At 70.2% G+C, this 23,012-nt stretch carries 26 protein-coding genes and 1 riboswitch; of the genes, 12 read left to right on the forward strand and 14 right to left on the reverse strand.

Annotated features, from left to right (window positions below):
• Positions 1-36: 36 nt before the first annotated feature.
• A complete protein-coding gene (locus tag ACZ56E_RS11745) occupies positions 37-435 on the reverse strand; it encodes an SSI family serine proteinase inhibitor (protein ID WP_471213416.1) in 399 nt (132 codons plus the stop codon).
• 275 nt (positions 436-710) lie between these two features.
• Between ACZ56E_RS11745 and ACZ56E_RS11750 the strand changes: the two genes are divergently transcribed.
• A complete protein-coding gene (locus tag ACZ56E_RS11750) occupies positions 711-1,457 on the forward strand; it encodes a lysophospholipid acyltransferase family protein (protein WP_468610888.1) in 747 nt (248 codons plus the stop codon).
• Between the two features lie 57 nt (positions 1,458-1,514).
• On the opposite strand, the gene ACZ56E_RS11755 is transcribed toward ACZ56E_RS11750, so the two are convergent.
• The 4 genes from ACZ56E_RS11755 to ACZ56E_RS11770 form a co-directional block, all read right to left on the reverse strand.
• Positions 1,515-2,417, reverse strand: coding sequence for a hypothetical protein (locus ACZ56E_RS11755; RefSeq protein WP_471213418.1), 903 nt, complete (start codon positions 2,415-2,417; stop codon positions 1,515-1,517).
• Between the two features lie 337 nt (positions 2,418-2,754).
• Positions 2,755-4,410, reverse strand: a complete 1,656-nt coding sequence (locus tag ACZ56E_RS11760; protein ID WP_471213419.1) for an alpha/beta hydrolase — start codon at positions 4,408-4,410, stop codon at positions 2,755-2,757.
• 186 nt (positions 4,411-4,596) lie between these two features.
• Entirely contained in the window at positions 4,597-5,106 is a 510-nt protein-coding gene (locus ACZ56E_RS11765; RefSeq protein WP_471213420.1) for a nucleoside deaminase, read from the reverse strand.
• Positions 5,103-5,702 carry a DsbA family oxidoreductase gene (locus tag ACZ56E_RS11770; RefSeq protein ID WP_471213421.1) on the reverse strand — a complete coding sequence of 200 codons (600 nt, stop codon included), beginning with the start codon at positions 5,700-5,702 and terminating at the stop codon, positions 5,103-5,105. The genes ACZ56E_RS11765 and ACZ56E_RS11770 overlap by 4 nt, the downstream gene beginning before the upstream one ends.
• Before the next feature lie 120 nt (positions 5,703-5,822).
• On the opposite strand from ACZ56E_RS11770, the gene ACZ56E_RS11775 reads away from it, so the two are divergent.
• The 4 genes from ACZ56E_RS11775 to ACZ56E_RS11790 all read left to right on the forward strand — a co-directional run bounded on the left by ACZ56E_RS11775 (position 5,823) and on the right by ACZ56E_RS11790 (position 9,594).
• Positions 5,823-6,182 carry a MerR family transcriptional regulator gene (locus tag ACZ56E_RS11775; RefSeq protein ID WP_471213423.1) on the forward strand — a complete coding sequence of 120 codons (360 nt, stop codon included), beginning with the start codon at positions 5,823-5,825 and terminating at the stop codon, positions 6,180-6,182.
• A 188-nt stretch (positions 6,183-6,370) separates the two neighbouring features.
• On the forward strand, positions 6,371-6,625 hold the full coding sequence (locus ACZ56E_RS11780; RefSeq protein WP_471213424.1) for a DUF5133 domain-containing protein: 255 nt from the start codon (positions 6,371-6,373) through the stop codon (positions 6,623-6,625).
• A 231-nt stretch (positions 6,626-6,856) separates the two neighbouring features.
• A complete protein-coding gene (locus tag ACZ56E_RS11785) occupies positions 6,857-7,690 on the forward strand; it encodes a PIG-L family deacetylase (protein WP_471213426.1) in 834 nt (277 codons plus the stop codon).
• 140 nt (positions 7,691-7,830) lie between these two features.
• Entirely contained in the window at positions 7,831-9,594 is a 1,764-nt protein-coding gene (locus tag ACZ56E_RS11790) for a chitinase (protein ID WP_471213429.1), read from the forward strand.
• A 55-nt stretch (positions 9,595-9,649) separates the two neighbouring features.
• Here ACZ56E_RS11790 and ACZ56E_RS11795 read toward each other — a convergent pair whose 3' ends face one another.
• From ACZ56E_RS11795 to ACZ56E_RS11825, 7 genes are all read right to left on the reverse strand, one after another.
• Positions 9,650-10,504 carry an urease accessory protein UreD gene (locus tag ACZ56E_RS11795; protein ID WP_471213430.1) on the reverse strand — a complete coding sequence of 285 codons (855 nt, stop codon included), beginning with the start codon at positions 10,502-10,504 and terminating at the stop codon, positions 9,650-9,652.
• Positions 10,462-11,145: an urease accessory protein UreG gene (ureG, locus tag ACZ56E_RS11800; RefSeq protein ID WP_471214080.1), complete on the reverse strand. Its 684-nt coding sequence runs from the start codon at positions 11,143-11,145 to the stop codon at positions 10,462-10,464. The genes ACZ56E_RS11795 and ureG overlap by 43 nt, the downstream gene beginning before the upstream one ends.
• A 333-nt stretch (positions 11,146-11,478) precedes the next feature.
• Positions 11,479-12,153 (reverse strand): urease accessory protein UreF, encoded by a 675-nt coding sequence (locus tag ACZ56E_RS11805; protein ID WP_471213431.1) that lies wholly within the window; start codon positions 12,151-12,153, stop codon positions 11,479-11,481.
• A gap of 29 nt (positions 12,154-12,182) precedes the next feature.
• Complete coding sequence (locus tag ACZ56E_RS11810; protein ID WP_471213433.1) at positions 12,183-13,904, reverse strand: urease subunit alpha; 1,722 nt, start codon at positions 13,902-13,904, stop codon at positions 12,183-12,185.
• On the reverse strand, positions 13,897-14,241 hold the full coding sequence (locus ACZ56E_RS11815; RefSeq protein ID WP_471213435.1) for an urease subunit beta: 345 nt from the start codon (positions 14,239-14,241) through the stop codon (positions 13,897-13,899). The genes ACZ56E_RS11810 and ACZ56E_RS11815 overlap by 8 nt, the downstream gene beginning before the upstream one ends.
• Positions 14,242-14,257: 16 nt before the next feature.
• On the reverse strand, positions 14,258-14,560 hold the full coding sequence (locus ACZ56E_RS11820) for an urease subunit gamma (RefSeq protein ID WP_468610865.1): 303 nt from the start codon (positions 14,558-14,560) through the stop codon (positions 14,258-14,260).
• Positions 14,561-14,859: 299 nt separating this feature from the next.
• Positions 14,860-15,138: a type II toxin-antitoxin system Phd/YefM family antitoxin gene (locus tag ACZ56E_RS11825; RefSeq protein ID WP_471213437.1), complete on the reverse strand. Its 279-nt coding sequence runs from the start codon at positions 15,136-15,138 to the stop codon at positions 14,860-14,862.
• 106 nt (positions 15,139-15,244) lie between these two features.
• Here ACZ56E_RS11825 and ACZ56E_RS11830 point away from each other — a divergent pair, with 106 nt between their 5' ends.
• The 3 genes from ACZ56E_RS11830 (at position 15,245) to ACZ56E_RS11840 (ending at position 17,269) form a co-directional block, all read left to right on the forward strand.
• On the forward strand, positions 15,245-15,892 hold the full coding sequence (locus tag ACZ56E_RS11830; RefSeq protein ID WP_471213440.1) for an ATP-dependent Clp protease proteolytic subunit: 648 nt from the start codon (positions 15,245-15,247) through the stop codon (positions 15,890-15,892).
• Positions 15,893-15,899: 7 nt separating this feature from the next.
• On the forward strand, positions 15,900-16,208 hold the full coding sequence (locus tag ACZ56E_RS11835) for a hypothetical protein (RefSeq protein WP_471213442.1): 309 nt from the start codon (positions 15,900-15,902) through the stop codon (positions 16,206-16,208).
• Positions 16,209-16,615: 407 nt separating this feature from the next.
• Positions 16,616-16,792, forward strand: a riboswitch (cyclic di-AMP (ydaO/yuaA leader).
• A 3-nt stretch (positions 16,793-16,795) separates the two neighbouring features.
• Positions 16,796-17,269, forward strand: a complete 474-nt coding sequence (locus tag ACZ56E_RS11840) for a C40 family peptidase (protein WP_468610858.1) — start codon at positions 16,796-16,798, stop codon at positions 17,267-17,269.
• A 43-nt stretch (positions 17,270-17,312) separates the two neighbouring features.
• Here the strand turns inward: ACZ56E_RS11840 and ACZ56E_RS11845 are convergent, their stop codons facing one another.
• Positions 17,313-17,765: an ATP-binding protein gene (locus ACZ56E_RS11845; protein ID WP_471213443.1), complete on the reverse strand. Its 453-nt coding sequence runs from the start codon at positions 17,763-17,765 to the stop codon at positions 17,313-17,315.
• A 272-nt stretch (positions 17,766-18,037) separates the two neighbouring features.
• On the opposite strand from ACZ56E_RS11845, the gene ACZ56E_RS11850 reads away from it, so the two are divergent.
• Positions 18,038-18,901 carry a helix-turn-helix domain-containing protein gene (locus tag ACZ56E_RS11850; protein ID WP_471213445.1) on the forward strand — a complete coding sequence of 288 codons (864 nt, stop codon included), beginning with the start codon at positions 18,038-18,040 and terminating at the stop codon, positions 18,899-18,901.
• A gap of 9 nt (positions 18,902-18,910) precedes the next feature.
• Positions 18,911-19,135 carry a DUF397 domain-containing protein gene (locus tag ACZ56E_RS11855; protein WP_471213447.1) on the forward strand — a complete coding sequence of 75 codons (225 nt, stop codon included), beginning with the start codon at positions 18,911-18,913 and terminating at the stop codon, positions 19,133-19,135.
• 33 nt (positions 19,136-19,168) lie between these two features.
• Here ACZ56E_RS11855 and ACZ56E_RS11860 read toward each other — a convergent pair whose 3' ends face one another.
• The gene (locus ACZ56E_RS11860) at positions 19,169-20,386 is read right to left on the reverse strand and encodes an 8-amino-7-oxononanoate synthase (RefSeq protein ID WP_471213449.1); all 1,218 of its coding nucleotides are present in this window, start codon (positions 20,384-20,386) and stop codon (positions 19,169-19,171) included.
• A gap of 120 nt (positions 20,387-20,506) precedes the next feature.
• Between ACZ56E_RS11860 and bioB the strand changes: the two genes are divergently transcribed.
• Both bioB and ACZ56E_RS11870 read left to right on the forward strand, forming a co-directional pair.
• Entirely contained in the window at positions 20,507-21,733 is a 1,227-nt protein-coding gene (gene bioB / locus ACZ56E_RS11865) for a biotin synthase BioB (RefSeq protein ID WP_471213451.1), read from the forward strand.
• Positions 21,726-23,012 (forward strand): adenosylmethionine--8-amino-7-oxononanoate transaminase, encoded by a 1,287-nt coding sequence (locus tag ACZ56E_RS11870; RefSeq protein ID WP_471213453.1) that lies wholly within the window; start codon positions 21,726-21,728, stop codon positions 23,010-23,012. The genes bioB and ACZ56E_RS11870 overlap by 8 nt, the downstream gene beginning before the upstream one ends.

Genomic DNA, 23,012 nt, shown 5'->3' on the forward strand with positions numbered 1-23,012 from the left:
GAGGGCCCGGGTCGCGCGCCGCATGAGCCGGAGGGCTCAGAAGCGGAAGACGTGGCCGGTGTCCGCGTCGAGCGAGCAGGCGTTCGGGTACGTCTTGTGCCAGCCGACCGGCCGGCCCTTGTACGACCCGGTCACCTTCACGCTGACCGGCTCGTACTCCTTCGTGCACGCGTGCGGGTCGTCGGGCAGCGCGTCGAAGTTCCCCCGCGCCCGAGCGATCGCCTCGCAGGCCTGGGCCGCCCGCGGGTGGGGCCCCGTCGGCCCGGGCTCGCAGCGCAGCAGCACACCGCGGATCCAGGTGTTCTGGGCGCCCGTGACGGTGAGGAAGAGGCCCCGCTTCGGGTCCGAGACCGTGTCCGCGGCCTGGGCGGGAGCGAGCGCGCCAAGGGAGCCGAGGGAGAGGAGAGCGGCGGTGGCGAGGACGAACGGACGCATGGCGAACCTCCGAGATACACGTCGGATACGACGGCGACAGGCGACGGCGACTGTCTGAGTGACTTCGGCTTCGACTTCGACGGGGACGGCGACATTCCGTGGCGTCGACGACGCCGGGGAGAGCCCAGAGCACCCGTCGCACGGGCCGCCCGGCGAGCCGCCACGCCGGCCGTTCCCCCGCTCGGCCCCACGCAAGGGCCCGAACGGGCTCTCGCATCCGCGCCGCCGATTGGCTACTGTGCGTCGGCACCGGGACCAGGGGGAAGGCTGCCATCATGTTCTACCTGCTGCTCAAGCATGTGATCCTCGGCCCGCTGCTCCGACTGATGTTCCGGCCCAGAATCGAGGGCCTGGAGCATGTGCCGGACTCCGGCGCGGCGATCGTCGCGGGCAACCACCTGTCGTTCTCCGACCACTTCCTGATGCCGGCGATCATCAAGCGCCGCATCACGTTCCTCGCGAAGGCCGAGTACTTCACGGGCCCGGGCATCAAGGGACGGCTGACGGCCGCGTTCTTCCGCAGCGCCGGGCAGATCCCGGTGGACCGGTCCGGCAAGGAGGCGGGGCAGGCGGCGATCCGTGAGGGCCTCTGCGTCCTGCGCAAGGGCGAACTGCTCGGCATCTATCCGGAGGGCACCCGCTCGCACGACGGCCGGCTGTACAAGGGCAAGGTCGGCGTCGCGGCGATGGCGCTCAAGGCCCAGGTGCCGGTCGTTCCGTGCGCCATGATCGGCACGTTCGAGGCGCAGCCGCCGGGCCAGAAGGTGCCGAACCTGAAGCGGGTGACGATCCGCTTCGGCGAGCCCCTCGACTTCTCCCGCTACGTGGGGATGGACAACGAAAAAGCCGTCCTCCGAGCCGTCACCGACGAGATCATGTACGCGATCCTCGGGCTCTCCGGCCAGGAGTACGTCGACAAGTACGCGGCGGTCGTGAAGGCGGAGGAGGCGGAAGCCGAACGCGAGCGCGCCGCGGCGGGCGCCAGGGAACGCCGCAAGTTCCCGAAGCTGCCCCTCAGCTGATCGGCGACTCCCCTGCCCCCGGTGGGCCTGCTGGGGGCAGAACTACTGGCGGCAGGACTATTCGGCCCGGCCATGAGCCGGCAAGAACACGCCCTTCAGCAGAGCCGACGGCCTACTGGGGGTATGCGGGCCTCTCAGAACAGGTGGCTCCTCCACACTGTCGCTGACCACGGAGGTCTCGTATCGCTCCGGGTGGCCAGCCACTTTGTAGGTCAACTTTCGCCCGGGAAAGACCACGCGGTACCACTCGTCTCCGCGTCCGGCAGTCGTCACGTTCACCTCGACGCCGAACTCGCAGTCCTTGTTCTTGGTGAAGAAGGAGAGGTCGAACGCCCTGGCGTCGAAGTCTTCGCCCCCGTCGAGGTAGATGGCCTTGGCAAAGGCGTTTCCCGAGAGCTTCCACGCTCCCTCGGGATTCTCGGTCTGCACCCACCCTTCGTTCTTCCACGGCCTCGGAATGGGTTCCGTGAGGTCGAATGCGACGGTCGTGGGAAGCTCCTCGCCTCCGCTGTCTCCGAAGGCCGGGGGAATCACCGCAGTGCCGGTGTAGCGGGTGGGTTTGCAGGAGAGGTTGCTGATCCGCATGTTCTGGATCACCACTGTGCCCTTGTGGATGGGAAAGATGGTGACCCGCACCGTGACTTCATTGACTCGCAGGCCCTTGTTCTTCGCGAACCAGGAACTGTATTTCTCCGAGAGGAACCCGCCGTCCGGGAGGCTCTCGGCGTCAGTGGTGCGCTGAGCCAACGCGAACCGACGGCCGTAGAAGAGATTCGGCTCACCGGCCGCGATGTCGATCGCAGGACCGACCGTGAGGCGCTTCTCCTTCGCGTCGTCCTGTTTGTCCTTGTTCCGTTCCCGGGCCTCGGCCTCCTTCGCGACCTCCGAGCTCTGCACCGCCGCAGGGAGGCCCCAGATCGCGACGGCCGACGAGACGACGACACCGAGGGCACCGATCACCGCGAAGCCCCTGACGGCCCACTGCCAGGCCGTGTTCGGCCGGGTATGTCCGTCCCCGGCCCCCTCGCCGGGCGCGGTGGGCCGCGTATCCGCTCCGGCGGAAGGCGTGGCGCTGGGCGAGGACGAGGCGCCCCCGGAGGAACCGCCTCTCGGCGGCTCGTTGCCCGAGGGTGGCACTGAGGGAGGTGGTGCGGAAGACACGGGCGCCCCCTAAATGTCGCTGCCGTCAACGCACTTCGGGACCGCCCGCGCCCACACTCTTCGTAAAACACCACATGCATGCATGCTCAGGTTCTGGCAAAGTTTCCGAGCAGCCAAACCCCTCGAGCCTTACGGGTTACGGCTTCGGCGTGGCGTGCGGGGTGCAGGTCACGTTGGAGGGGTCGAGCTTGCCGGTCAGCAGGTAGGTGTCGACGCGGTCGTTGAGGCACGGGTTGGCGATGTTGGTGATGCCGTGCGAACCGGCGTCCTTCTCCGTGATCAGGCGGGAGCCCTTCAGGCGCTTGTGCAGTTCGACGGCGCCGGGGTAGGGCGTGGCGGCGTCACGGGTGGACTGGACGATCAGGGTCTGCGGCAGGCCCTTGTGGGTCCGGATCTCCAGCGGGCGCTGCTGCTTGCTCGACCAGGTCGCGCACGGCAGGTTCATCCAGGCGTTGCCCCAGGTGAAGAAGGGGCTGGTCCGGTGGATGCGGGTGTTGTCGCGGTCCCACTTCTTCCAGCTGCGGGGCCACTTGGCGTCGGCGCACTCGACGGCCGTGTAGACCGCGTTGCTGTTCTCCTGGGCGATGTTGCCCGCGGTGTCGGCCATGTCGGGGCTCGCCGCCTCGACGAGGGGCTTCGGGTCGCCGGCGACGTACTTGCTCCAGTTCGTGGCGATCTCGACCCAGTACGAGTCGTAGTACGGCGCGTTCTGGAAGTAGGAGTGCAGCTCGGCCGGGCCGACGACGCCGTCCAGGGGCTGCTTCTTCGCGGTGGCGCGCAACTTGTCCCACTGGGCGCGGACCTTGTCGTAGGTGTCGCCGAGGTGGAAGGCGGCGTCGTTCTTCGCGACCCACGTCATCCAGTCGATGAGGCGCTTCTCGAAGGCGACGTCCTGGTCGAGGTTGACCTCGTACCAGATCTTGTCCGTACGCGGGTTCACCACGGAGTCGAAGACCATGCGGCGCACGTGCGTCGGGTAGAGGGTGCTGTAGACCGCGCCCAGGTAGGTGCCGTAGGAGACGCCGAGGAAGTTCAGCTTCTTCTCGCCGAGCGCGGCGCGGATGACGTCCAGGTCGCGGGCCGTGTTGGGCGTCGTCATGTGCGGGAGGAGGTCGCCGCTGCGCTCCTGGCAGCCGTCCGCGTACTCGGCGGCGAGCTTGCGCTGGGCGCGCTTGTCGGCCTCGCTGTCGGGGATCGGGTCCAGCTTGGGCGCCTTGACGAACTCCTGCGGGTCCACGCAGGAGACGGGGGCCGAGTGGCCGACGCCGCGCGGCTCGAAGCCCACGAAGTCGTACGCCTTGGCCGTCTTCTCCCAGAGCTTGTTCTTGGTGACGACGCGACGCGGGAAGCGCAGGCCGGAGGCGCCGGGGCCGCCGGGGTTGTAGACGAGGGCGCCCTGACGCTCGCTCTTGCTGCCGGTGTTGCCGATCCGGTCGACGGCGAGCTTGATCTGCTTGCCGTTGGGCTTGGCGTAGTCGAGCGGGACGGTGACCCAGCCGCACTGGATGGGCTTCTCCAGACCCCAGTCGGCGGGGCAGTCCCGCCAGTCGATCCCGGCCTTCGCGGCACGCTGCGCGGCGAGCGCGGCACCTCGGGCCTCACGGTCCTTGCCGGAAAGGTCCTTGCCGGACGGGGCTTTGCCGGAGGGGGTCGCGGCGGCTCCTGCGTCTGCGTCGACGTCGGCGTTCGCCGTGGGGGCGACGACGCCACCCGCTATCAGCGTCGCCACGACGAGCCCGCCCGCGGATCCGAGCACCGCCGTCCGCCGCCTGCGCCCTGGGGTCCTTCTCAAGTGAGGCCTCCCGCACATAGATTCGAACACTTTCGATCAGTACGGGGGATCTTTGCGCCTGAGGGCCGTCGGGGACAGGCGCGGCGGGGGTTCTTTACCAATCCGATAAACGGAATGATCCGACCCGGTGAGTGGTACCGGTCTGTCGCTGGTGGTGGAGCGTCAGCAGGAAGAAGGCGGCCGCGGTCAGCGACCAGGAGAGGACAGTGACGCCTTGGCTGTCTCGCCGTGCAGGGCTCGGTAGCGGATGAAGGGGGTCAGGGATCGTTCCACGGGGAGGGGGCGGGCCGCCGCCGTCAAGGGCAGTCGGTCGGTTCCGTCGGCGTCGTAGCCGGACCGGTAGTCGAAGCCCCACGCGGCCGCGGTGTCTCGGTCGACGGCGAAGTGGACGGCGGCGATGCCGTGAGCGGCGGCGACGCGGTAGCACAGGGCACATGGCTCCCCGGTCGCCAGCAGGGTGGCTCCCCGCAGAGCGGTACAGCCGCGGGCTCGGACGGCCTGCCGCAGGGCGACGATCTCCGCGTGGGCGGTGGGGTCGCCGGTCTCGTGGACGAGGTTCACGCCGGGCTCGGAGACCCAGCCGTCGTCGGTGACGAGCACTCCGACGAAGGGGACCCCACCGGACTCGACCCGGCGGACGCAGGCCTCCACGGCGTCGGCCATGAGAGCCGTGAGCCGGGGCGTCTCCGCGCTCACGCGGCGGCCGCCGCTTCGCGCAGGGCCCGGCGGATCACGCCTTCGGTGGCGACGCCTTCGATGCGCCGGGTGCCGATGACGATCGTAGGGACGACGGTGATGTTCATCCGCGCCGACTCGGTTAGTGCACGCCGGTGCCGCTCCGCGTACTTCTCCTCGTCGAGGGCCGCCGCGTAGGCGGCCGGGTCGAGTCCGGACTCCTCGGCCAGCCGGGCCAGGACCGCGCGGTCCCCGATGTCGAGGTCCTCGCGGAAGAACGCCGTCATCACGCGACGGTGATAGGCGTGGGCCCGCCCCTGCTCGGTGGCGTACTGGGCGCCCCGGAAAGCCAGTTCGGTGTGGGGCTGCGGCGAGACGGTCGGCAGCCGCATCGGCACCTGATGGTGGCGTGCCATCGGGTACACGGCACGCTCCCAGATGTCGGGCAGGTACGGGTCCTCCGGCCGCAGGGTGGGCGTCGGCCGGGCGCGCAACTCGTGGGGGTGGTGGACGACTTCGACATCGGGCCGATCGGTGATCGCGCGCTCGATCAGCTCGTCGGCGATCAGGCAGAACGGGCAGACGTAGTCCGACCAGAGATTGATTTGAACGGTCACGTTGGGCGCCTCCGGCCTCCGAAGCACCCCGGTGGGTGCGACACCGAGATCGTGTAACTTCACGCCGGTGTCAACTTCAAGGAACGAAGTCGGCTAAGAGTTCGGAAGGTTGGTGGCTTCATGCGTATCGGTGAGCTGGCGGAGGCCAGCGGCGTCAGCGCGCGGTCCCTGCGGTATTACGAGTCGCACGGGCTCATACGCTCCGAGCGCACCCCCGGCGGGTGGCGCGACTTCGACAGCTCGATGGTGGAGCGGGTCGTCATGATCCAGCACCTGTTCGCCGCCGGCCTGGGCAGCAGCACCATCGATGAAGTGCTTCCCTGCATGGAGGCCCCGCCCGAAGAGCGCAACGGCGTCATGGAGCAGCTGTTCGCCCAGGAGGCCGAGCGCCTGGAGGCCAAGCGACGCGACATCGACCGGGAACTCGACACGCTGCAGGCGCTCCGCATCGAAACGGCCTTGCCCGGCGAAGCCCCGTAGGCACCAGCGGCGCGCGTCCGCCGTAGAGCGGCCGCCGGTCAGGAGCAGTGGGACCACGCGTTTCTCCTGGGCGTGCCACACGTACTTCTGTGAACTTGCAAACGGCTTGGCATAGGGCTAGTTGTCGAGGGCATACGTACGGCGCCGAAGAGTCCTGGAAGAACAGTGCCTGGGAGGAGTACGTGGTGGTGTCGAAGCCGGAACCGCGCCGCGTGAGGACCTTGCTCGCCCGCTACGCGAACGCACGCATCGCGCTCGCGGAGAAGTCCGACCCGGCGTGGCAGCGAGAGCTGGCAGACGTGACCGGCACGCTGTGCGCGGTGACCCGCACGCACTCCATCAGCAGTGCGATTGCGGCTGCCGACGAGATCCTGGCGGCCCCCGAGCGGCCCGAAACGCCCCCTCAGACCTCACCCGCAGCACCCACGGGCCTCGTCGCCTGAGGTCGGCGAGCCCGACAGCACTCGGCGCGGAGACCTCGACCAGTCCACGTCCCCGCGCCGGGAACAGGTAGTCCGTCCTGCACTGTTGCATCGATCAGGGCCCGCGTCGCGCGCGGTTGGGGAACACGGAGACCGGAAGGTCATCCGCCCCACCCCAAGCACCGGGTCCCTGATGTGCGGTATGCCCGCCGCGCAATTCGATCCAGACATCTTCTGCAGGAGGACCGACCCATGGCTGACCGGCCTTTGACGCTCATGGCAGTGCACGCCCACCCCGACGACGAGGCCACCGGAACGGGAGGGGTCCTCGCGCGGTATGCGGCGGAGGGTGTGCGCACGGTGCTCGTGACGTGTACCGACGGCGGTTGTGGTGACGGGCCGGGGGGTGTGAAGCCGGGTGAGCCCGGGCACGATCCCGCGGCCGTCGCCCTGATGCGCCGTCACGAACTCAAGGCGAGCTGCGACGTCCTGAAGATCAGCGATCTGGAGATGCTGGACTACGCCGACTCCGGAATGATGGGCTGGCCGAGCAACGACGCCCCCGGATCCTTCTGGCGGACCCCCGTCGAGGAAGGCGCCGCCCGCCTCGCGGAGCTCATGCTCCACTACCGGCCCGATGTGGTCGTCACCTACGACGAGAACGGCTTCTACGGCCACCCCGACCACATCCAGGCCCACCGCATCACCATGGCGGCGCTGGAGATGACCTCGCTGACGCCGAAGGTGTACTGGACGACGATGCCCCGCTCGGGAATCGAGCGGTTCGGCGAGATCATGCGCGAGTTCCATGAGGACATGCCCGAGCCCGATCCCGCCGAGGCCGCCGCACTGTCCGAAATCGGGCTCCCCGACGACGAGATCACCACGTGGGTGGACACCACCGCGTTCAGCGGCCAGAAGTTCGACGCACTGGCCGCGCACGCCAGTCAGGGCGAGAACATCTTCTTCCTCAAGATGGGCAAGGAGAGGTTCGGCGAGCTGATGGGCATGGAGACCTTCCTACGCGTCAAGGACGCCACCGGCGCGGCCGTCCCCGAGAACGATCTCTTTGCCGGACTGCGCTGACGCCCCCACCCGCACGGGTCCGGCTCTCCCGAGGTCTTGCCCGAGGTCTTGACAACTTGATTGGTCTGGACCAACGATGCGCACAGCAGCGGTGGCCACCGTCGTTCGCTTCCTCCCCCACCCCTCCCTGGAGGCACCCCGTGGACCGTGTACGTCAGGGCAGAGCCGGTGTTCGACGGAGACTCGGTGCGGCGATCGCCGTCGGCGCGGCCGCCGCGCTCGCCGTCACCGGGCTCGCCGCACCCGCGCAGTCGGCCGACGCCACGTCGGCCGGCGTCACGACAGCCGGCGCAAACGCTGCGGATGTCAAAGCAGACGTCAACGTCGCGAAAAACGCCGGGTTCGAGTCGGACCTGAGCAACTGGACCTGCGCCGCCAACAGCGGCACCGCCGTCACGACCCCCGTGCACGGCGGTTCGAAGGCGCTCAAGGCCACCCCGTCCGGCCAGGGCACCGCCGAGTGTTCCCAGATCGTCACCGTAAAGCCCAACTCTACGTACAAGCTCAGCAGTTGGGTGCAGGGCAGCTACGCCTACCTCGGGGCCCGCGGCACCGGCACCACCGACGTGTCGACCTGGACTCCGGGCACCTCGTCCTGGCAGCAGCTCTCCACCAGCTTCACCACCGGCGCGAACACCACGTCGGTCACCGTGTACACGCACGGCTGGTACGGGCAGAGCGCGTACTACGTGGACGACGTGAGCGTCTTCGGGCCCGACGGGGGCGGCGGCACCGACCCGGTGGAGATACCCGCCGTACCGGCCGGCCTCGCGGCGGGCGCCACGACGCCCACGTCGGTGGACCTGTCCTGGACCCCGGTGTCCAAGGCCACCGGTTACACCGTCTACCGCGACGGCACGAAGGTCGCCTCCACCAGCGGCGCCGCCACGACCGTCACCGGACTCACTCCCGACACCGCCTACAGCTTCCAGGTGAGCGCGTCGAACGCGGCCGGTGAGTCCGCCAGGTCGACGGCGGTGTCCGCACGGACCGCCAAGGGCGACGGCGGCGGGGACAGCACCGTGCCCAGGCACGCGCTGACCGGCTACTGGCAGAACTTCGACAACGGCGCGACCGTGCAGAAGCTGCGGGACGTGTCCTCGCAGTACGACATCATCGCCGTCTCCTTCGCCGACGCCACCCCCACCCCCGGCCAGATCACCTTCAATCTTGACCCGGCCGTCGGCTATGCCTCCACCGCCGACTTCAAGGCGGACATCGCCGCGAAGAAGGCCGCGGGCAAGTCCGTCATCCTCTCGGTCGGCGGCGAGAAGGGCACCATCTCCGTCAACAGTGACGCCTCCGCGACGGCGTTCGCGAACAGTGCCTACGCGCTGATGCAGGAGTACGGGTTCAACGGCGTCGACATCGACCTGGAGAACGGCATCAACCCCACCTACATGACGAAGGCGCTGCGCCAGCTGTCGGCCAAGGCGGGACCGAAGATGGTGCTCACGATGGCGCCGCAGACCATCGACATGCAGTCGACCTCCGGCGGCTACTTCCAGACCGCGCTGAACGTGAAGGACATCCTCACGGTCGTCAACATGCAGTACTACAACAGCGGTTCGATGCTGGGCTGTGACGGCAAGGTCTACAGCCAGGGCAGCGTGGACTTCCTGACCGCGCTCGCCTGCATCCAGCTGGAGGGCGGCCTCGACCCGTCGCAGGTCGGGATCGGCGTCCCCGCCTCGACGCGTGGCGCGGGCAGCGGTTACGTGGCCCCGTCGGTCGTGAACAACGCCCTGGACTGCCTGACCCGCGGCACCGGCTGCGGCTCCTTCAAGCCGTCCAAGACGTACCCGGCGCTGCGCGGCGCCATGACGTGGTCCACGAACTGGGACGCGACCGCGGGCAGCGCGTGGTCGAACGCCGTCGGCCCGAAGGTGCACAGCCTTCCCTAGCCTGTTTTTCCGGGCTTGCCCGGGCGAGCTTCCCTGGCTAGCCCGGGCGAAGGGGTCAGGTCAGGCGGCGTACGGCCTCGTCCATCGCCGCGCGCACCAGGAGCGCGTCCGGCGCGACAGCGGTGACCAGCACTCCCGGGCCCGCGAGCGGCGTGATGGCGGCCCACTCCCCCAGCAGCCCCGCGGGCGGCTTCTCGTGCACGAACTCCGGTCGTACGACGATGAGTTGCCCGAGCGCACGGTGGCCGGCCAGGACCGCCGGGCCGTCCCAGCCGCCGGGCGCGCCGGGGCCGCAGGACAGCTCCTGGTCGAGGAGGAGCTGTCCCGCGCGGCGCACGGTGAGGCGGCTCGTCAGTCGGCCGGAGGCTTCGCCCGTGCGGCCGAGGACCTGCTCCTCGCGCAGCACCAGGCGGGCGTCGGCGGCGAGCTCGGCGCGCGTGGTGACGCGCAGGTCACTGTCGCGCACGGAGATCAACTGCTCGGGCAGCCAGCGCAGTTCGGCGCCGTCGGCGACGGTGAGGCGCACGTCGTAGCGCGCGGTCGCCCGGGTCTGGCCCGGCAGCGCGAGGGTGGCCGCCGCCGAGGCGACGTGCAGTGCCGAGCCCCGGTGGGCGGTGGCCTCGACGGTGAGGTGGTCGCCGCCGAGGGGGCCGCTCATCGCGCCGACGAGCGTGACGCGCGCCGCGTGGCCGGTGGAGCGGGTGCGGCGCAGCGCGAGCGGGCCCTCGCCGTCGAGGACAGGGAGAGATGTGCCGCCGCGGCCGTCGGCACGCGCTTCGAGGCGGGCGGTCGCGCGAATTCCCGCCCCGCCCGCACCGCCTGCCTCACCCGCCGAGTCCGTAACCCTCCGAGGGGCCAGTTCCACCGTCACGCCGACGCGGTCCACGTCGCGTACTGCTCGCGCACCCATGCGGCGACCGGGCCGACGCCCTCGCCGGACCTCAAGGACTGGAAGGCGACGGGGAGTTCGGCGCGCTGCGCCTTCGCGTCGGCGGCCATCCGGGCGAGGTCGGAGCCGACGTGCGGGGCGAGGTCGGTCTTGTTGACGACGAGCAGGTCGGCCGTGGAGACGCCGGGGCCACCCTTGCGCGGGATGTCGTCGCCGCCCGCGACGTCGATGACGAAGATCTGTGCGTCGACGAGGCCCTTGGAGAAGGTGGCCGTGAGGTTGTCGCCGCCGGACTCGACGAGGATCAGGTCGAGCGGGCCGACCTCGTCCTCCAGGTCCTCGACGGCCTCCAAGTTGGCGGAGATGTCGTCGCGGATCGCGGTGTGCGGGCAGGCGCCGGTCTCCACGGCGGTGATGCGCTCGGGCGGCAGGACGGCCTCGCGGAGCAGGAACTCGGCGTCCTCGCGGGTGTAGATGTCGTTGGTGACGACGGCGAGGGAGAGCTCGTCGCGCAGCTCGCGGCAGAGCGCGGCAACGGTCGCCGTCTTCCCGGAGCCGACCGGCCCCCCGAGCCCGATACGCAGCGCACGCCGACGCCCGTCGGGACGGTGAGCATCAGCGGAGACGGCGGCGGGCCCGTCGTGGGAGTGATCGAGGTGCAGCAGCATGAGTGGCCTCCATGGGGCGGGGGTGGGGTGTTCGCCGGGGGGCGGACAGGGGTTCGGGTTGGGGTGGGCTGGGGGGCGTGGTCGACGGAGGGGGCGGGTCGGGGCAGTGGGGCGGGGGTGCGTCGCGAGAGGGGCGGGCCGGGGGCAGCGGGTCGGGGGTCTGTCACCGGGAGGGACGGACCAGGTCAGTGGGTCGAGGGCCCGTCACCGAAGGAGACGGGCCAGGACAGTAGGTCGGAAGGCTCCTCTCCAGAAGGGACGGACCGCGGTAGTAGGTCGAAGGCCTGTCACCGGAGGAGGCGGGTCGGGGCCCTAGGGCGGGGAGCGTTATGAGGCGAAGAGGCGTACCGGCCACGCCGCGTGTACCTCCGCGCTGATTTCCAGGAGCGGCGCCGACGCCGCGGGCAGCGCGTCGACTCCCTCGTCGACGGCGCGTCTCGCCGCGTCGGCGGCCCGGAGCGCCACCTCGTCGACGTCGGGCGCGAGCCTGGCCAGGACCGCCGTGGCGTCGAAGGGGTCGAGGCTGAGGAGGCGCACCGTGGCGGTGGCCGGGCCGCTGATCCCCTCGTACGCCGAGCAGTACGCCGCGTCCTCGGGCCCGAGCCCGGCGGCGCGGGCGGCAAGTCCGAGGACGACGGGCTGGTGGGCGCCCTTGGGGAACCGCCGGGCCAGTGCGTCGAGTTCGGGGTGCGGCCAGGTGGCGCGGGCGGCCCGCGTCATCTGCCGGCCGAGGCGCCGCGCGGCGGCACGCAGTGCGGGTGAGGGCGTGCGGGCGTCTGCCGCCGCGTCCAGGGCGCCCGGGTCGACGCCGAGGGCGGCGGCCGCCGCCAGTGCGGCCGACACGAGACCGGAGGTGTGCAGCCGGCCCCGGCAGAAGGCCTCCAGGCTCGCGGCACCGGTGATGCAGCCCGCCTTGACGGCCGCCTCCGCGCCGCCGGAGTGGGCGTGCCCGCCGGCGGGGAAACGGCCGTCGGCCAGGACGAGAAGTGCTGCTCTGGACATGGGTGGGGTCGCCTGGTGTCGTCGGGCCGTCAGAAGAGGAAGTACCGCTGCGCGAGCGGGAGTTCGGACGCCGGAGACGGTTCGACGAGTTCGCCGTCGATGGTGACGGCGAAGCTGTCGGCGGCGACTTCGACCCGGGGCAGCGCGTCGTTCTCGCGCATGTCGGCCTTGCTGCGGCCACGCGTGGAGCGGATCGCGGCGAACGGCTTGGCCAGGCCGAGGCGCTCCGGAAGACCGTCGTCCAGCGCCGACTGGGTCACGAAGTTGAGCGAGTTGAGTGCCGGGGCCCTGCCGTGCGCCCCGAACATGCGGCGTGGCAGGACCGGCTGCGGGGTGGGGATGGAGGCGTTGGCGTCGCCCATCTGCGCGTACGCGATCTGGCCGCCCTTGAGGACGAGCTGCGGCTTGACGCCGAAGAAGGCAGGTTCCCACAGGACCAGGTCGGCGAGTTTGCCGGGCTCGACCGAGCCGAGCTCGTGGTCGATGCCCTGGGCGACGGCCGCGTTGATCGTGTACTTGGCGACATAGCGACGTGCGCGGTGGTTGTCGGCGCGGGTGTCCCCCGGCAGGAAACCGCGGCGCCGCTTCATGACGTGCGCGGTCTGCCAGGTCCGCATGATGACCTCGCCGATGCGCCCCATGGCCTGGGAGTCCGAGGACATGATCGAGATGGCGCCGAGGTCGTGGAGGATGTCCTCCGCGCCGATCGTGGTGGGCCGGATGCGGGACTCGGCGAAGGCGAGGTCCTCGGGCACGGCCGGGTTGAGGTGGTGGCAGACCATCAGCATGTCGAGGTGCTCCTCGACGGTGTTGACGGTGTGCGGCCGGGTCGGATTGGTGGAGCTCGGCAGCATGTTGGGCAGCGAGACGGCCGTGATCATGTCGGGGGCGTGGCCGCCGCCCGCGCCCTCGACGTGGAAGGCGTGCAGGGTGCGGCCCGCGACGGCGTCGAAGGTGGCGTCGATGAACCCCGCCTCGTTCAACGTGTCGGTGTGGACGGCGAGTTGTGCGCCGGTCTCCTCGCAGACGTTCAGGCAGGCGTCGATCACGGCGGGCGTGGCGCCCCAGTCCTCGTGGATCTTGAAGCTGACGGCGCCGGCGCGGAGCTGGGCGTGCATCGACTCGGCGTTGACGGTGTTGCCCTTGCCGAGGAAGCCGATGTTGACGGGGCTGGACTCCATCGCCGCGAACATCCGGGACAGGTGCCAGGCGCCGGGCGTGATGGTGGTCGCCTTGCTGCCCTCAGCAGGGCCCGTGCCGCCGCCGAACAGCGTGGTGACACCGGAGGCGAGCGCCTCGTCGACGATGGTCGGCGAGATGAAGTGGATGTGGGTGTCGATGCCGCCCGCGGTGAGGATCTTGCCGTTGCCCGCGATGACCTCGGTCTCCGGGCCGATGACGAGATCGGGGTGGACGCCGTCCATCGTGTCCGGGTTGCCGGACTTGCCGATGCCGGTGACGCGGCCGTCACGGATGCCGATGTCGGCCTTGACGATCCCCCAGTGGTCGATGATCACCGCGCCGGTGATGACGGTGTCCGGGGCGCCTTCGGCGCGGGTGGTGCGGGACTGGCCCATCGACTCGCGAATGACCTTGCCGCCGCCGAAGACCGACTCGTCGCCGGAGCGGCCGGGGCCGCCCGAGCGGTCCTCCTCGATCTCGACGAGGAGGTCGGTGTCGGCGAGCCGGATGCGGTCGCCGGTCGTGGGGCCGAAGAGATCCGCGTACGCGGCACGGGACAGCTCAGGCATCGAGAGCACCTCCGGTCTCGCCGCGCAGACCGGGCACGACGCGCTTGCCGGCCAGCGGGACGAGTTCGACGTCGACGGGTATTCCGGGCTCGAAGCGCACGGCGGTTCCGGCGGCGACGTTCAGCCGCTTTCCGTGCGCGGCGCCGCGGTCGAAGTCCAGACCCGGGTTGGCCTCGGCGAAGTGGTAGTGGGAGCCGACCTGGACGGGGCGGTCGGCGGCGTTGAGGACGGTGAGGCGGGTGACCTCGCGGTTCTCGTTGAAGGGGACGGGCTCGTCCGCGAAGAGGATCTCTCCGGGGACCGGGCCGTGGCCGGTGCCGTGCGATGCGGCATGCATGAGGCGCGAACTCCCGTCAGACGATCGGCTCGTGGACGGTGACGAGCTTCGTGCCGTCCGGGAAGGTGGCCTCGACCTGGACGTCGTGGATCATCTCCGGGATGCCGTCCATGACGTCGTCCCGGGTGAGGACCCGCCGCCCCGAGGACATGAGCTCGGCGACGGTGCGGCCGTCGCGGGCGCCTTCGAGGATGTGGGAGGTGATGAGGGCGATCGCCTCGGGGTGGTTGAGCCGCAGTCCCCGCGCCCTTCGCCTCTCGGCCACGTCCGCGGCCACATGGATGAGCAGTCTCTCCTGCTCGTGCGGGGTCAGTTGCACGCGTCCCACCTCACAGTCCTCGCTCCGAACCGTGCGGGGTCCGGCTGCCGCGGCCACCGCGACGGATATAGATGTAACACACAGCGAGTGCGCGCGATCTTGCGCACCCTGCTTAGAGAATCCGCTGGTGGCGTGGCACGGGAGGGTAGTTGGGGGGAGTTTCAACGAGGTTAACCAGCCGTTGACCGACCCATGACCGTCAGCTGGGCTCCGCCATACCCATCGGGGCCCGCGGCCGGTTCGCTCGTCATGCCAGCGTCGGCGTCGGTGTCGGTGTCGACGGGCTGACGCGCGCTCCGCTACGTCGCGTCCGGGCCGCGGTGTTCGGCCGCGATGCCGAACCGCTGCCGCTCCGACGGGGCGGTCGACGTGGACTCGATCGAGGTGACGGTGCTGACCGTCCGCTCGTCGGGGGCTTCCGCGAGCCCTTCGAGGCGTTCCAGATCGGCGGCGGAGACCAGCGCCACGAGCGGCTTGCCGTGCCGGGTGACGACGACGCGCTCGCCGCCGTAGACGACGCGGTTGATCAGCTCGGCGAGCTCTGCGCGGGCTTGCGTCACCGGAATCTCGTAGGCCATGCGTCCAGCTTAGACGCCGCCCTACTCTCCCCTACGTAACGTACGTCCTGTACATTTTTTACAGAACCGGATCGCGCCGCGGCGTCCGGAAGAAGAGAGGCGAGCCATGAACCATCCCTCCGCCCGTCCGTCTGCCCGCCACGTCCTGCCCGAGTTCACCGAACGCACGAGTTCGGGGGCGCGGACCATGGACCCGTACTCCAAGCTCCTCGAAGAGCGGATCGTCTTCCTCGGCACGCCCGTCGACGCCACCTCCGCGAACGACGTGATGGCGCAGTTCATGCACCTCGAGTACCAGGCGCCGGACCGCGACATCTCGCTGTACATCAACTCCCCCGGCGGCTCGTTCAGTGCGATGACCGCGATCTACGACACGATGCGGTTCGTCAGCTGTGACGTGGAGACGATCTGCCTGGGCCAGGCCGCGTCGGGTGCCGCCGTCCTGCTCGCCGCCGGCACCCCCGGCAAGCGGTTCGCGCTGCCCGGCGCACGCGTCCTCATCCACCAGCCGGCCATCTCCGAACCGATCCGGGGTCAGGCCACGGACCTGGCGATCCAGGCCGACGAACTCCTGCGCACCAGGCGGCAGTTAGAGGAGCTGCTCGTACGGCACACGGGGCAGAGCCCGGAGCGGATCGCCGCGGACATCGAACGGGACAAGATCTTCGACGCCCCGGCGGCCCTGGAGTACGGGCTCGTGGACCGGATCATCCCGAGCCGCAAGACCTCGCTCGCCGCCCGCGACCCGAGGTGAGTCACCGATGCTGCCGCCCGAACTGCCTCCGCTGCCCGCCCTCACGCACGCCGAGGCGGAGTTGATCGACCGCTATCTCGAAGTCGTCGACCTGCTCGGCCGCATCAACCCGGCCCGCGTCGAGCACACGTACCGCGGGCTGCGCGCCGCCCAGGCCCTGGTCGGGCGGGCGACCGCGCTGCGGGACGCGCTCGCCCTCATGCACCAGCGGGGCGAGACTGAGGTGCACGCGCCCACGCTGGCCCGGGCGCTGCGCGTCCTCGACGGTGAACGACGGGCGGGGCTACTCACCGTGCCGCCTCCGCAAGGCCCCTGAAATCCCCTCTTCGCAAGGCTCCTCAAATTCCGTCTCCGCAAGGCGCCTGAAACCTCGTCGGCCGCCCCGCTCCCAACACTGGAACGTCCGGCTCCACTTCGAAACGGACCAGTCGGGCTACCCCGGACGGCGTACCAGGACGTCCTTATCCGCACGGTCCGAAGTTGCGTCCAGCGAGTACAGCATGGCCGGAATTACGCATTCCGCTGCTGGTCGAGCGGTCGTCGGAGAAGGCGGCGGAACGTCGAATTCGGCAGTGTCCACCTGAACAGGTCAGTCGTGAGGAGCCTCACAAAACGCCGTTTCGGCTCGGTTTTCGGACCTGTTTCGGGTCAAGATCCCTTCCGACGACAAGCCCCCGCCACAGCGGCGGGGCGGTCCGGGCGGACGCCGAGTCCTGCCGCCACCCGGATGACCGGTCGACATCGGTGCAACGGCAGGAGTGGAGGACCCAGGTACGACGGGCCCGTCCGGGAAGTCCGGACGACGCCCTTGGGGTTAAGCCGCAGAGCATGACGCGGCCGGGCATCTTCGCCTGCCCGAACCCGACAGGTCATCCTTCACAGGCGGCTGACGAAGGGTTGCGCATGACCGCGCTGAATCATGTTCCGTCGCTGCTGAGCAGGACCGGTGCCGCATCGGCACTCACGCTCGCCGTCGTAGGCGGCACCGTCGTGGCCCCCGGGCTCACGGCGGAGGCCGAGGCAGCGACACACGGGACGAAGGCGCTCAAGATCGCGGCGTCCAAGAAGGGCTCCCCGTACGGCTACGGGGCGGTGGGACCCAACCGGTTCGACTGCTCGGGCCTGACGCTCTACTCGTTCAAGAAGACGGGCAAGAAGCTGCCTCGCACGGCCGCCGCGCAGTACAACAAGACCAAGCACATCTCCAGGTCCCAGCGGACCCGTGGCGATCTGGTGTTCTTCCACTCCGGCAGGAACGTCTACCACGTCGGGATCTACGCGGGTAACAACCGCATCTGGCACGCGCCCAAGAGGGGGACCGTGGTGCGCCTGGAGAAGATCTGGTCCAACAGCGTCTGGTACGGCAGGGTGCGCTGACCGCACCGTCCAGCGCGGCACTCGTGGCCCGCGGCCGAGCCGGTCAGCGGGCGTCGTCACACGAGCCGCGCTGGACAGGTGCCTGCCAGGGCAGCGCGATCCACACGGTCTTGCCGCCCTCGTCGGTGGGGCTGACCGAGAGCCTGCCGCCGCACTCGGCCGCCAGCCAGCGGATGATGACCATGCCGCGGCCGTTGTCCTGCTGGACGGCCGCGGGGAGCCGCTTGGGGTAGCGGGGGTGGCTGTCGGTGACACCGATGCGCAATTGCTCGTCACGGTCGAGCTCCAGGTCCACGGTGAAGGTGGGCGACTGGCCCAGGGTGTGCTGTACGGCGTTCGTGGCGAGTTCGGAAACGATCAGCCTGATCGTGTCGGCCACTTCGGCGTCACCGGGCAGGCCCCATTCCGCGAGCACGCGGGATACGAATTTCCGGGCGGCGGGGACCGAGACAGGATCGCTCGGCAGGGTGACGGAGGCTTCCTGATGGTCTGCCATGGCGACGTTGTCCCTTTCCCACCGGGACCGGTCTCCGGCTCGCGGCGGATGACTCGAGGACAGTCCCGGACTGGTGCTTCGCGCCAGCCTGCCACTCCTTGGCCGGTCACGGGTGGCGATCCACCGAGATGTGCATATATCTGTCGCTCGAAGCGGTGAACTCTGCTACGGCAGACCGTATTTGGGCGGGAGAGCGGTACTTCCTCTAATCTCGCCTACTGCCCTGCCCTGCCGCCGGGAGATCCGACGGCTCCGTCCGAAAGGAGACGGGCATGCAGTACGGCCCCGCGGTGCGCCGTCGACAGCTCGGCGCCGCCCTGCGCGCCCTGCGCGGCCACGCGGGGCTCACCAGCAGCGAAGCCGCCGCCAAGGTCGGCTGGCACCAGTCCAAGGTGAGCCGGATCGAGACGGGCCGCAGTGGCGTGAAAGCCGCCGACGTGCGGCTGCTGATGGAGGCATATCAGGTCAAGGATCCGCAGCGCAGCGAGCTGCTCATCGCGTTCGCCGGCGCCGACGATCCCGGCGCGGGGCGTCATCACTGGTGGAAGGCCTATCGCGATCTGCTGCCCGCCACCTACCGCGATTTCATCAGCCTGGAGTCGCAGGCGAGTTGGGTGCGCACGCTGGAGACCTCGGTGGTTCCCGGCCTGCTGCAGACCTCCGAGTACGCACGCGCGGTGACCCGGGCCGCGCTCGGCGAGCTGCCGGAAGAGCAGGTCGAGGCGTTGGTGGAGGTCCGGCTTGCCCGGCAGGACGTGCTGCGCGCGGATCCGCCGCTGCGGCTGAGCGTGGTCATGGACGAGGCGGTGCTGCGGCGGCCGGTGGGCGGGGCGCAGGTCTTCGCGGGGCAGTTGATCCGATTGAAGGAGGCATCTCACATGCCTCACGTTCGGCTTCAGGTGTTGCCGTTCGCCGCAGGTGAGCATGTGGGCCTGATCGGTCCTTTCGTTATTTTTTCATTTCCGGACATTGCTGATCTGGATGTGGTTGTTCTCGACCATTTGACGAGTAGCCTCTACCTCGAACGGAAAGAAGACCTCCAGGCGTACACGGAGGCCTTCAACTCCCTTCAGGTACAAGCGCTCTCACCCGAGGACTCAACGGATTTCATCGCCGGGCTATGCGACGGCGCGTAAGGAGGCACAATGACCGCAATGCCTCGGTACGTACCTTCCAGCACGACAATTCAAGGTGCGCGGTGGCAGCGCAGCAGCTACAGCAACGGAATGAACAACTGTGTCGAGACAGCCACCCTCGACTCAGGTCCGCTGACCGGCCTGCGTGCCGTGCGTGACTCGAAGAACATCGCAGGGCCCGCCCTGCTCTTCTCCCCCGGCCCCTGGGAGTCGTTCACCAACTGCCTCCGATAAGCAGCACCCGGCCCTGCGCGGGCCCGGCACGCTTCATCGGGGTGCGTTGCGGCTGATCACCCGTACCGCACCGACGAGCTGTGCGTCGGTGAGATCGGCGCGGGCGGTCAGCCGCAGCCGTGAGATGCCGTCCGGCACCGACGGCGGCCGGAAGCAGCCCACGGCGAGACCCTCCGCCCGGCAGTCGGCGGCCCACCGCACGGCCTGCTCCGGTGACGGGGCGCGTACGGAGACGACGGCGGCGTCGGGTCGTACCGCCGACAGACCTTCGGCCGTGAGACGGCGATGCAGCTCGGCCGCGACCTCGCGGGCGCGTGCGGCCCGGCCGGGCTCGCGGCGCAGCAGGCGCAGGGCCGCGAGGGCGGCGCCGGCCGCGGCGGGCGCGAGGCCCGTGTCGAAGATGAAGGTGCGGGCGGCGTTCACCAGGTGCTCGATGACCTTGGCGGGGCCCAGTACGGCGCCGCCCTGGCTGCCGAGGGACTTCGAGAGGGTGAGGGTGACCACGGTGTCGTCCGCGCCGGCGAGACCCGCCGCGTACGGGGCGCCCCGGCCGCCCTCGCCGAGCACCCCGAGTCCATGGGCGTCGTCGACGATCAGCCCCGCGCCGAAGCCGCGGCAGACCGCGGCGAGTTCCGCGAGCGGCGCCATGTCGCCGTCGACCGAGAACACCGAGTCGGACACCATGACGGCGGGACCGTCGTGCGCGTCCAGCGTCTTGCGGACCGCCTCGGGGTCGGCGTGCGGCACCACCTGCGTCGTCCCGCGCGCGAGCCGGCACCCGTCGATCAGGGACGCGTGGTTGCCCGCGTCGGAGACGATCAGCGAGCCGTGCGGGGCGAGCGCGGTGACGGCGGCGAGGTTCGCCGCGTAACCGGAGGAGAAGACGAGGGCCGCCTCGACGCCGCAGAAAGCGGCGAGCTCACGCTCCAGTTCGGCGTGCAGCTCCGTGGATCCCGTGACGAGCCGGGACCCGGTGGCACCGCCGCCCCAGCGCCGGGCCGCGGCGGCCGCGCCCTCGGTGACCTCGGGGTGCCGGGTCAGGCCCAGGTAGTCGTTTCCCGCCAGATCGAGGAGGCCGTCCGCCTCGGCGGGGCGCGGGCGCAGGGTGCGGACGAGTCCGGCGTCCGCGCGCAGCCGCGCCTGCTCGTCGAGCCAGCCGAACGCGGTGCGCGGTGCCCGGTCGAGGGCGTCGCCCGGGGCGTCGCCGGGGGCGGTGGACGCGGCCGTCACGGGGTGCCTGTTTGTAGACATTGCACAGACCTTAGTCGTCGTGCCACCTGGCCAGGGTGTGGCAATACCCACACCTCAAACCGTTTCTGTTGTGCGAACTCTCCTTGGCCCGGCAGGCTGCCGTGCGTAAGGATCAGCGCCATGGACCTGCTGAACACGCTGGTGGACAAGGGGCTTCGGCGCGAACTGCCGACCCGTGAAGAGGCGCTGGCCGTCCTGGCCACCTCCGACGACGAACTCCTGGACGTAGTGGCCGCCGCCGGGAAGGTACGGCGGCAGTGGTTCGGGCGCCGGGTGAAACTCAACTATCTGGTCAACCTCAAGTCGGGCCTGTGCCCCGAGGACTGCTCGTACTGTTCGCAGCGCCTCGGCTCCAAGGCCGAGATCCTGAAGTACACCTGGCTGAAGCCCGACGAGGCCTCGCAGGCCGCGGCGGCCGGGGTCGCGGGCGGCGCGAAGCGGGTCTGTCTGGTCGCCAGCGGCCGCGGCCCGACGGACCGTGACGTCGACCGGGTCGCGCAGACCATCGCGGCCGTCAAGGAGCAGAACGAGGGCGTCGAGGTGTGTGCCTGCCTCGGTCTGCTCTCGGACGGCCAGGCGGAGCGGCTGCGGGGCGCGGGCGCCGACGCGTACAACCACAACCTGAACACGTCCGAGGCGACGTACGCGGACATCACCAAGACCCACACGTACGCCGACCGCGTCGACACCGTGCAGAAGGCGCACGCGGCGGGGCTCTCCGCCTGCTCGGGGCTGATCGCGGGCATGGGCGAGCAGGACGAGGACCTGGTCGACGTCGTCTTCTCGCTGCGCGAGCTCGACCCGGACTCGGTGCCGGTGAACTTCCTGATCCCCTTCGAGGGCACACCGCTGGCCAAGGAGTGGAACCTCACGCCGCAGCGCTGTCTGCGCATCCTCGCGATGGTCCGCTTCGTCTGCCCGGACATCGAGGTGCGCATCGCGGGCGGCCGGGAAGTCCATCTGCGCTCGCTGCAGCCGCTCGCCCTGAACATCGCCAACTCCATCTTCCTGGGCGACTACCTGACCAGTGAGGGCCAGGCCGGCAAGGCCGACCTGGAGATGATCGCGGACGCCGGCTTCGAGGTCGAGGGCACGGACCAGGTGACGCTGCCGCAGCACCGCGCCGACGCGACGGCCGCGGTCGCGGGGGGCTGCGGCTCGCACGACGGGGGCGCCTGCGGCTCGCACGAGGGGGGTGGCTGTGGTCCCTGCGGGAGCTCCGAGCCGGCCGCCGAGGCCGCGGCGGAACCCGCGGCGGCGCCCGCGGCCGGTGCCAACGAGGCACGCACGGACCTGGTGGCGGTACGCCGCCGGGGCGCGGGAACGGACCTGGCCCCCAATGCCTGACCTGTCCACGGCGGACCTGCTCGCCCTCGACCGGCAGCACGTCTGGCACCCCTACGGGCCGATGCCCGGCCGCCAGGAACCCCTGGTCGTCGAGTCCGCGAGCGGCGTCCGGATGCGCCTGGCGGGCGGCACCGAACTGATCGACGGCATGTCGTCCTGGTGGTCGGCGATCCACGGATACAACCACCCCGTGCTCAACGACGCGGTGCGCGGCCAGCTGGACCGCATGAGCCACGTCATGTTCGGCGGACTGACGCACGAGCCCGCCGTCGCGCTCGCCAAACGCCTCGTCGACATGACGCCCGACGGTCTGGAGCACGTCTTCCTCTCCGACTCGGGTTCCGTCGCGGTCGAGGTCGCGGTGAAGATGTGCCTGCAGCACTGGCGCTCGCTCGGTCGGCCCGAGAAGCGGCGGATGCTGACGTGGCGCGGCGGCTACCACGGCGACACGTGGCAGCCGATGGCCGTGTGCGACCCCAAGGGCGGTATGCACGAGCTGTGGCAGGGGGTGCTGCCGCAGCAGGTGTTCGCGGACGCGCCGCCGAGCGGGTTCGACGCGTACGAGGAGTCGTACGCCGAGCACCTCCATGAGCTCATCGGGCGGCACGCCCACGAGCTCGCCGCGGTGATCGTCGAGCCCGTGGTGCAGGGGGCCGGCGGGATGCGGTTCCACTCCCCCGGCTATCTCCGCGCTCTTCGGGAGGCGTGCGACGCCCACGACGTGCTTCTGGTGTTCGACGAGATCGCGACGGGCTTCGGCCGTACGGGTGCGCTGTTCGCGGCCGACCACGCCGGTGTCTCCCCCGATGTGATGTGCGTCGGCAAGGCGCTGACCGGCGGCTATCTGTCGATGGCGGCGACGCTCTGCACGGCGCGGGTCGCCGACGGCATCTCTCGGGGCGAGGTGCCGGTCCTGGCGCACGGGCCGACGTTCATGGGCAATCCGCTGGCCGCGGCGGTGGCCGGTGCCTCGATCGACCTGCTGCTCGGGCAGGACTGGCCGACCGAGGTGAAGCGCATCGAGTCGGGCCTGCGGAACGGCCTGGCCGAGGCGGCCGCTCTCCCTTCGGTACGGGAGGTCCGTGTCCTCGGGGCGATCGGTGTCGTACAGCTGGACCACCCGGTGGACATGGCCGCGGCGACGCGTGCGGCGGTGCGTGAGGGTGTGTGGGTGCGGCCGTTCCGCGACCTGATCTACACGATGCCGCCGTTCGTCACGGGCGACGACGACGTGGCACAGATCGCGCGCGCGGTGTGCGCGGCGGCGAAGGAGGGGTGA

It is taken from the genome of Streptomyces sp. NPDC039480, from assembly GCF_055597165.1.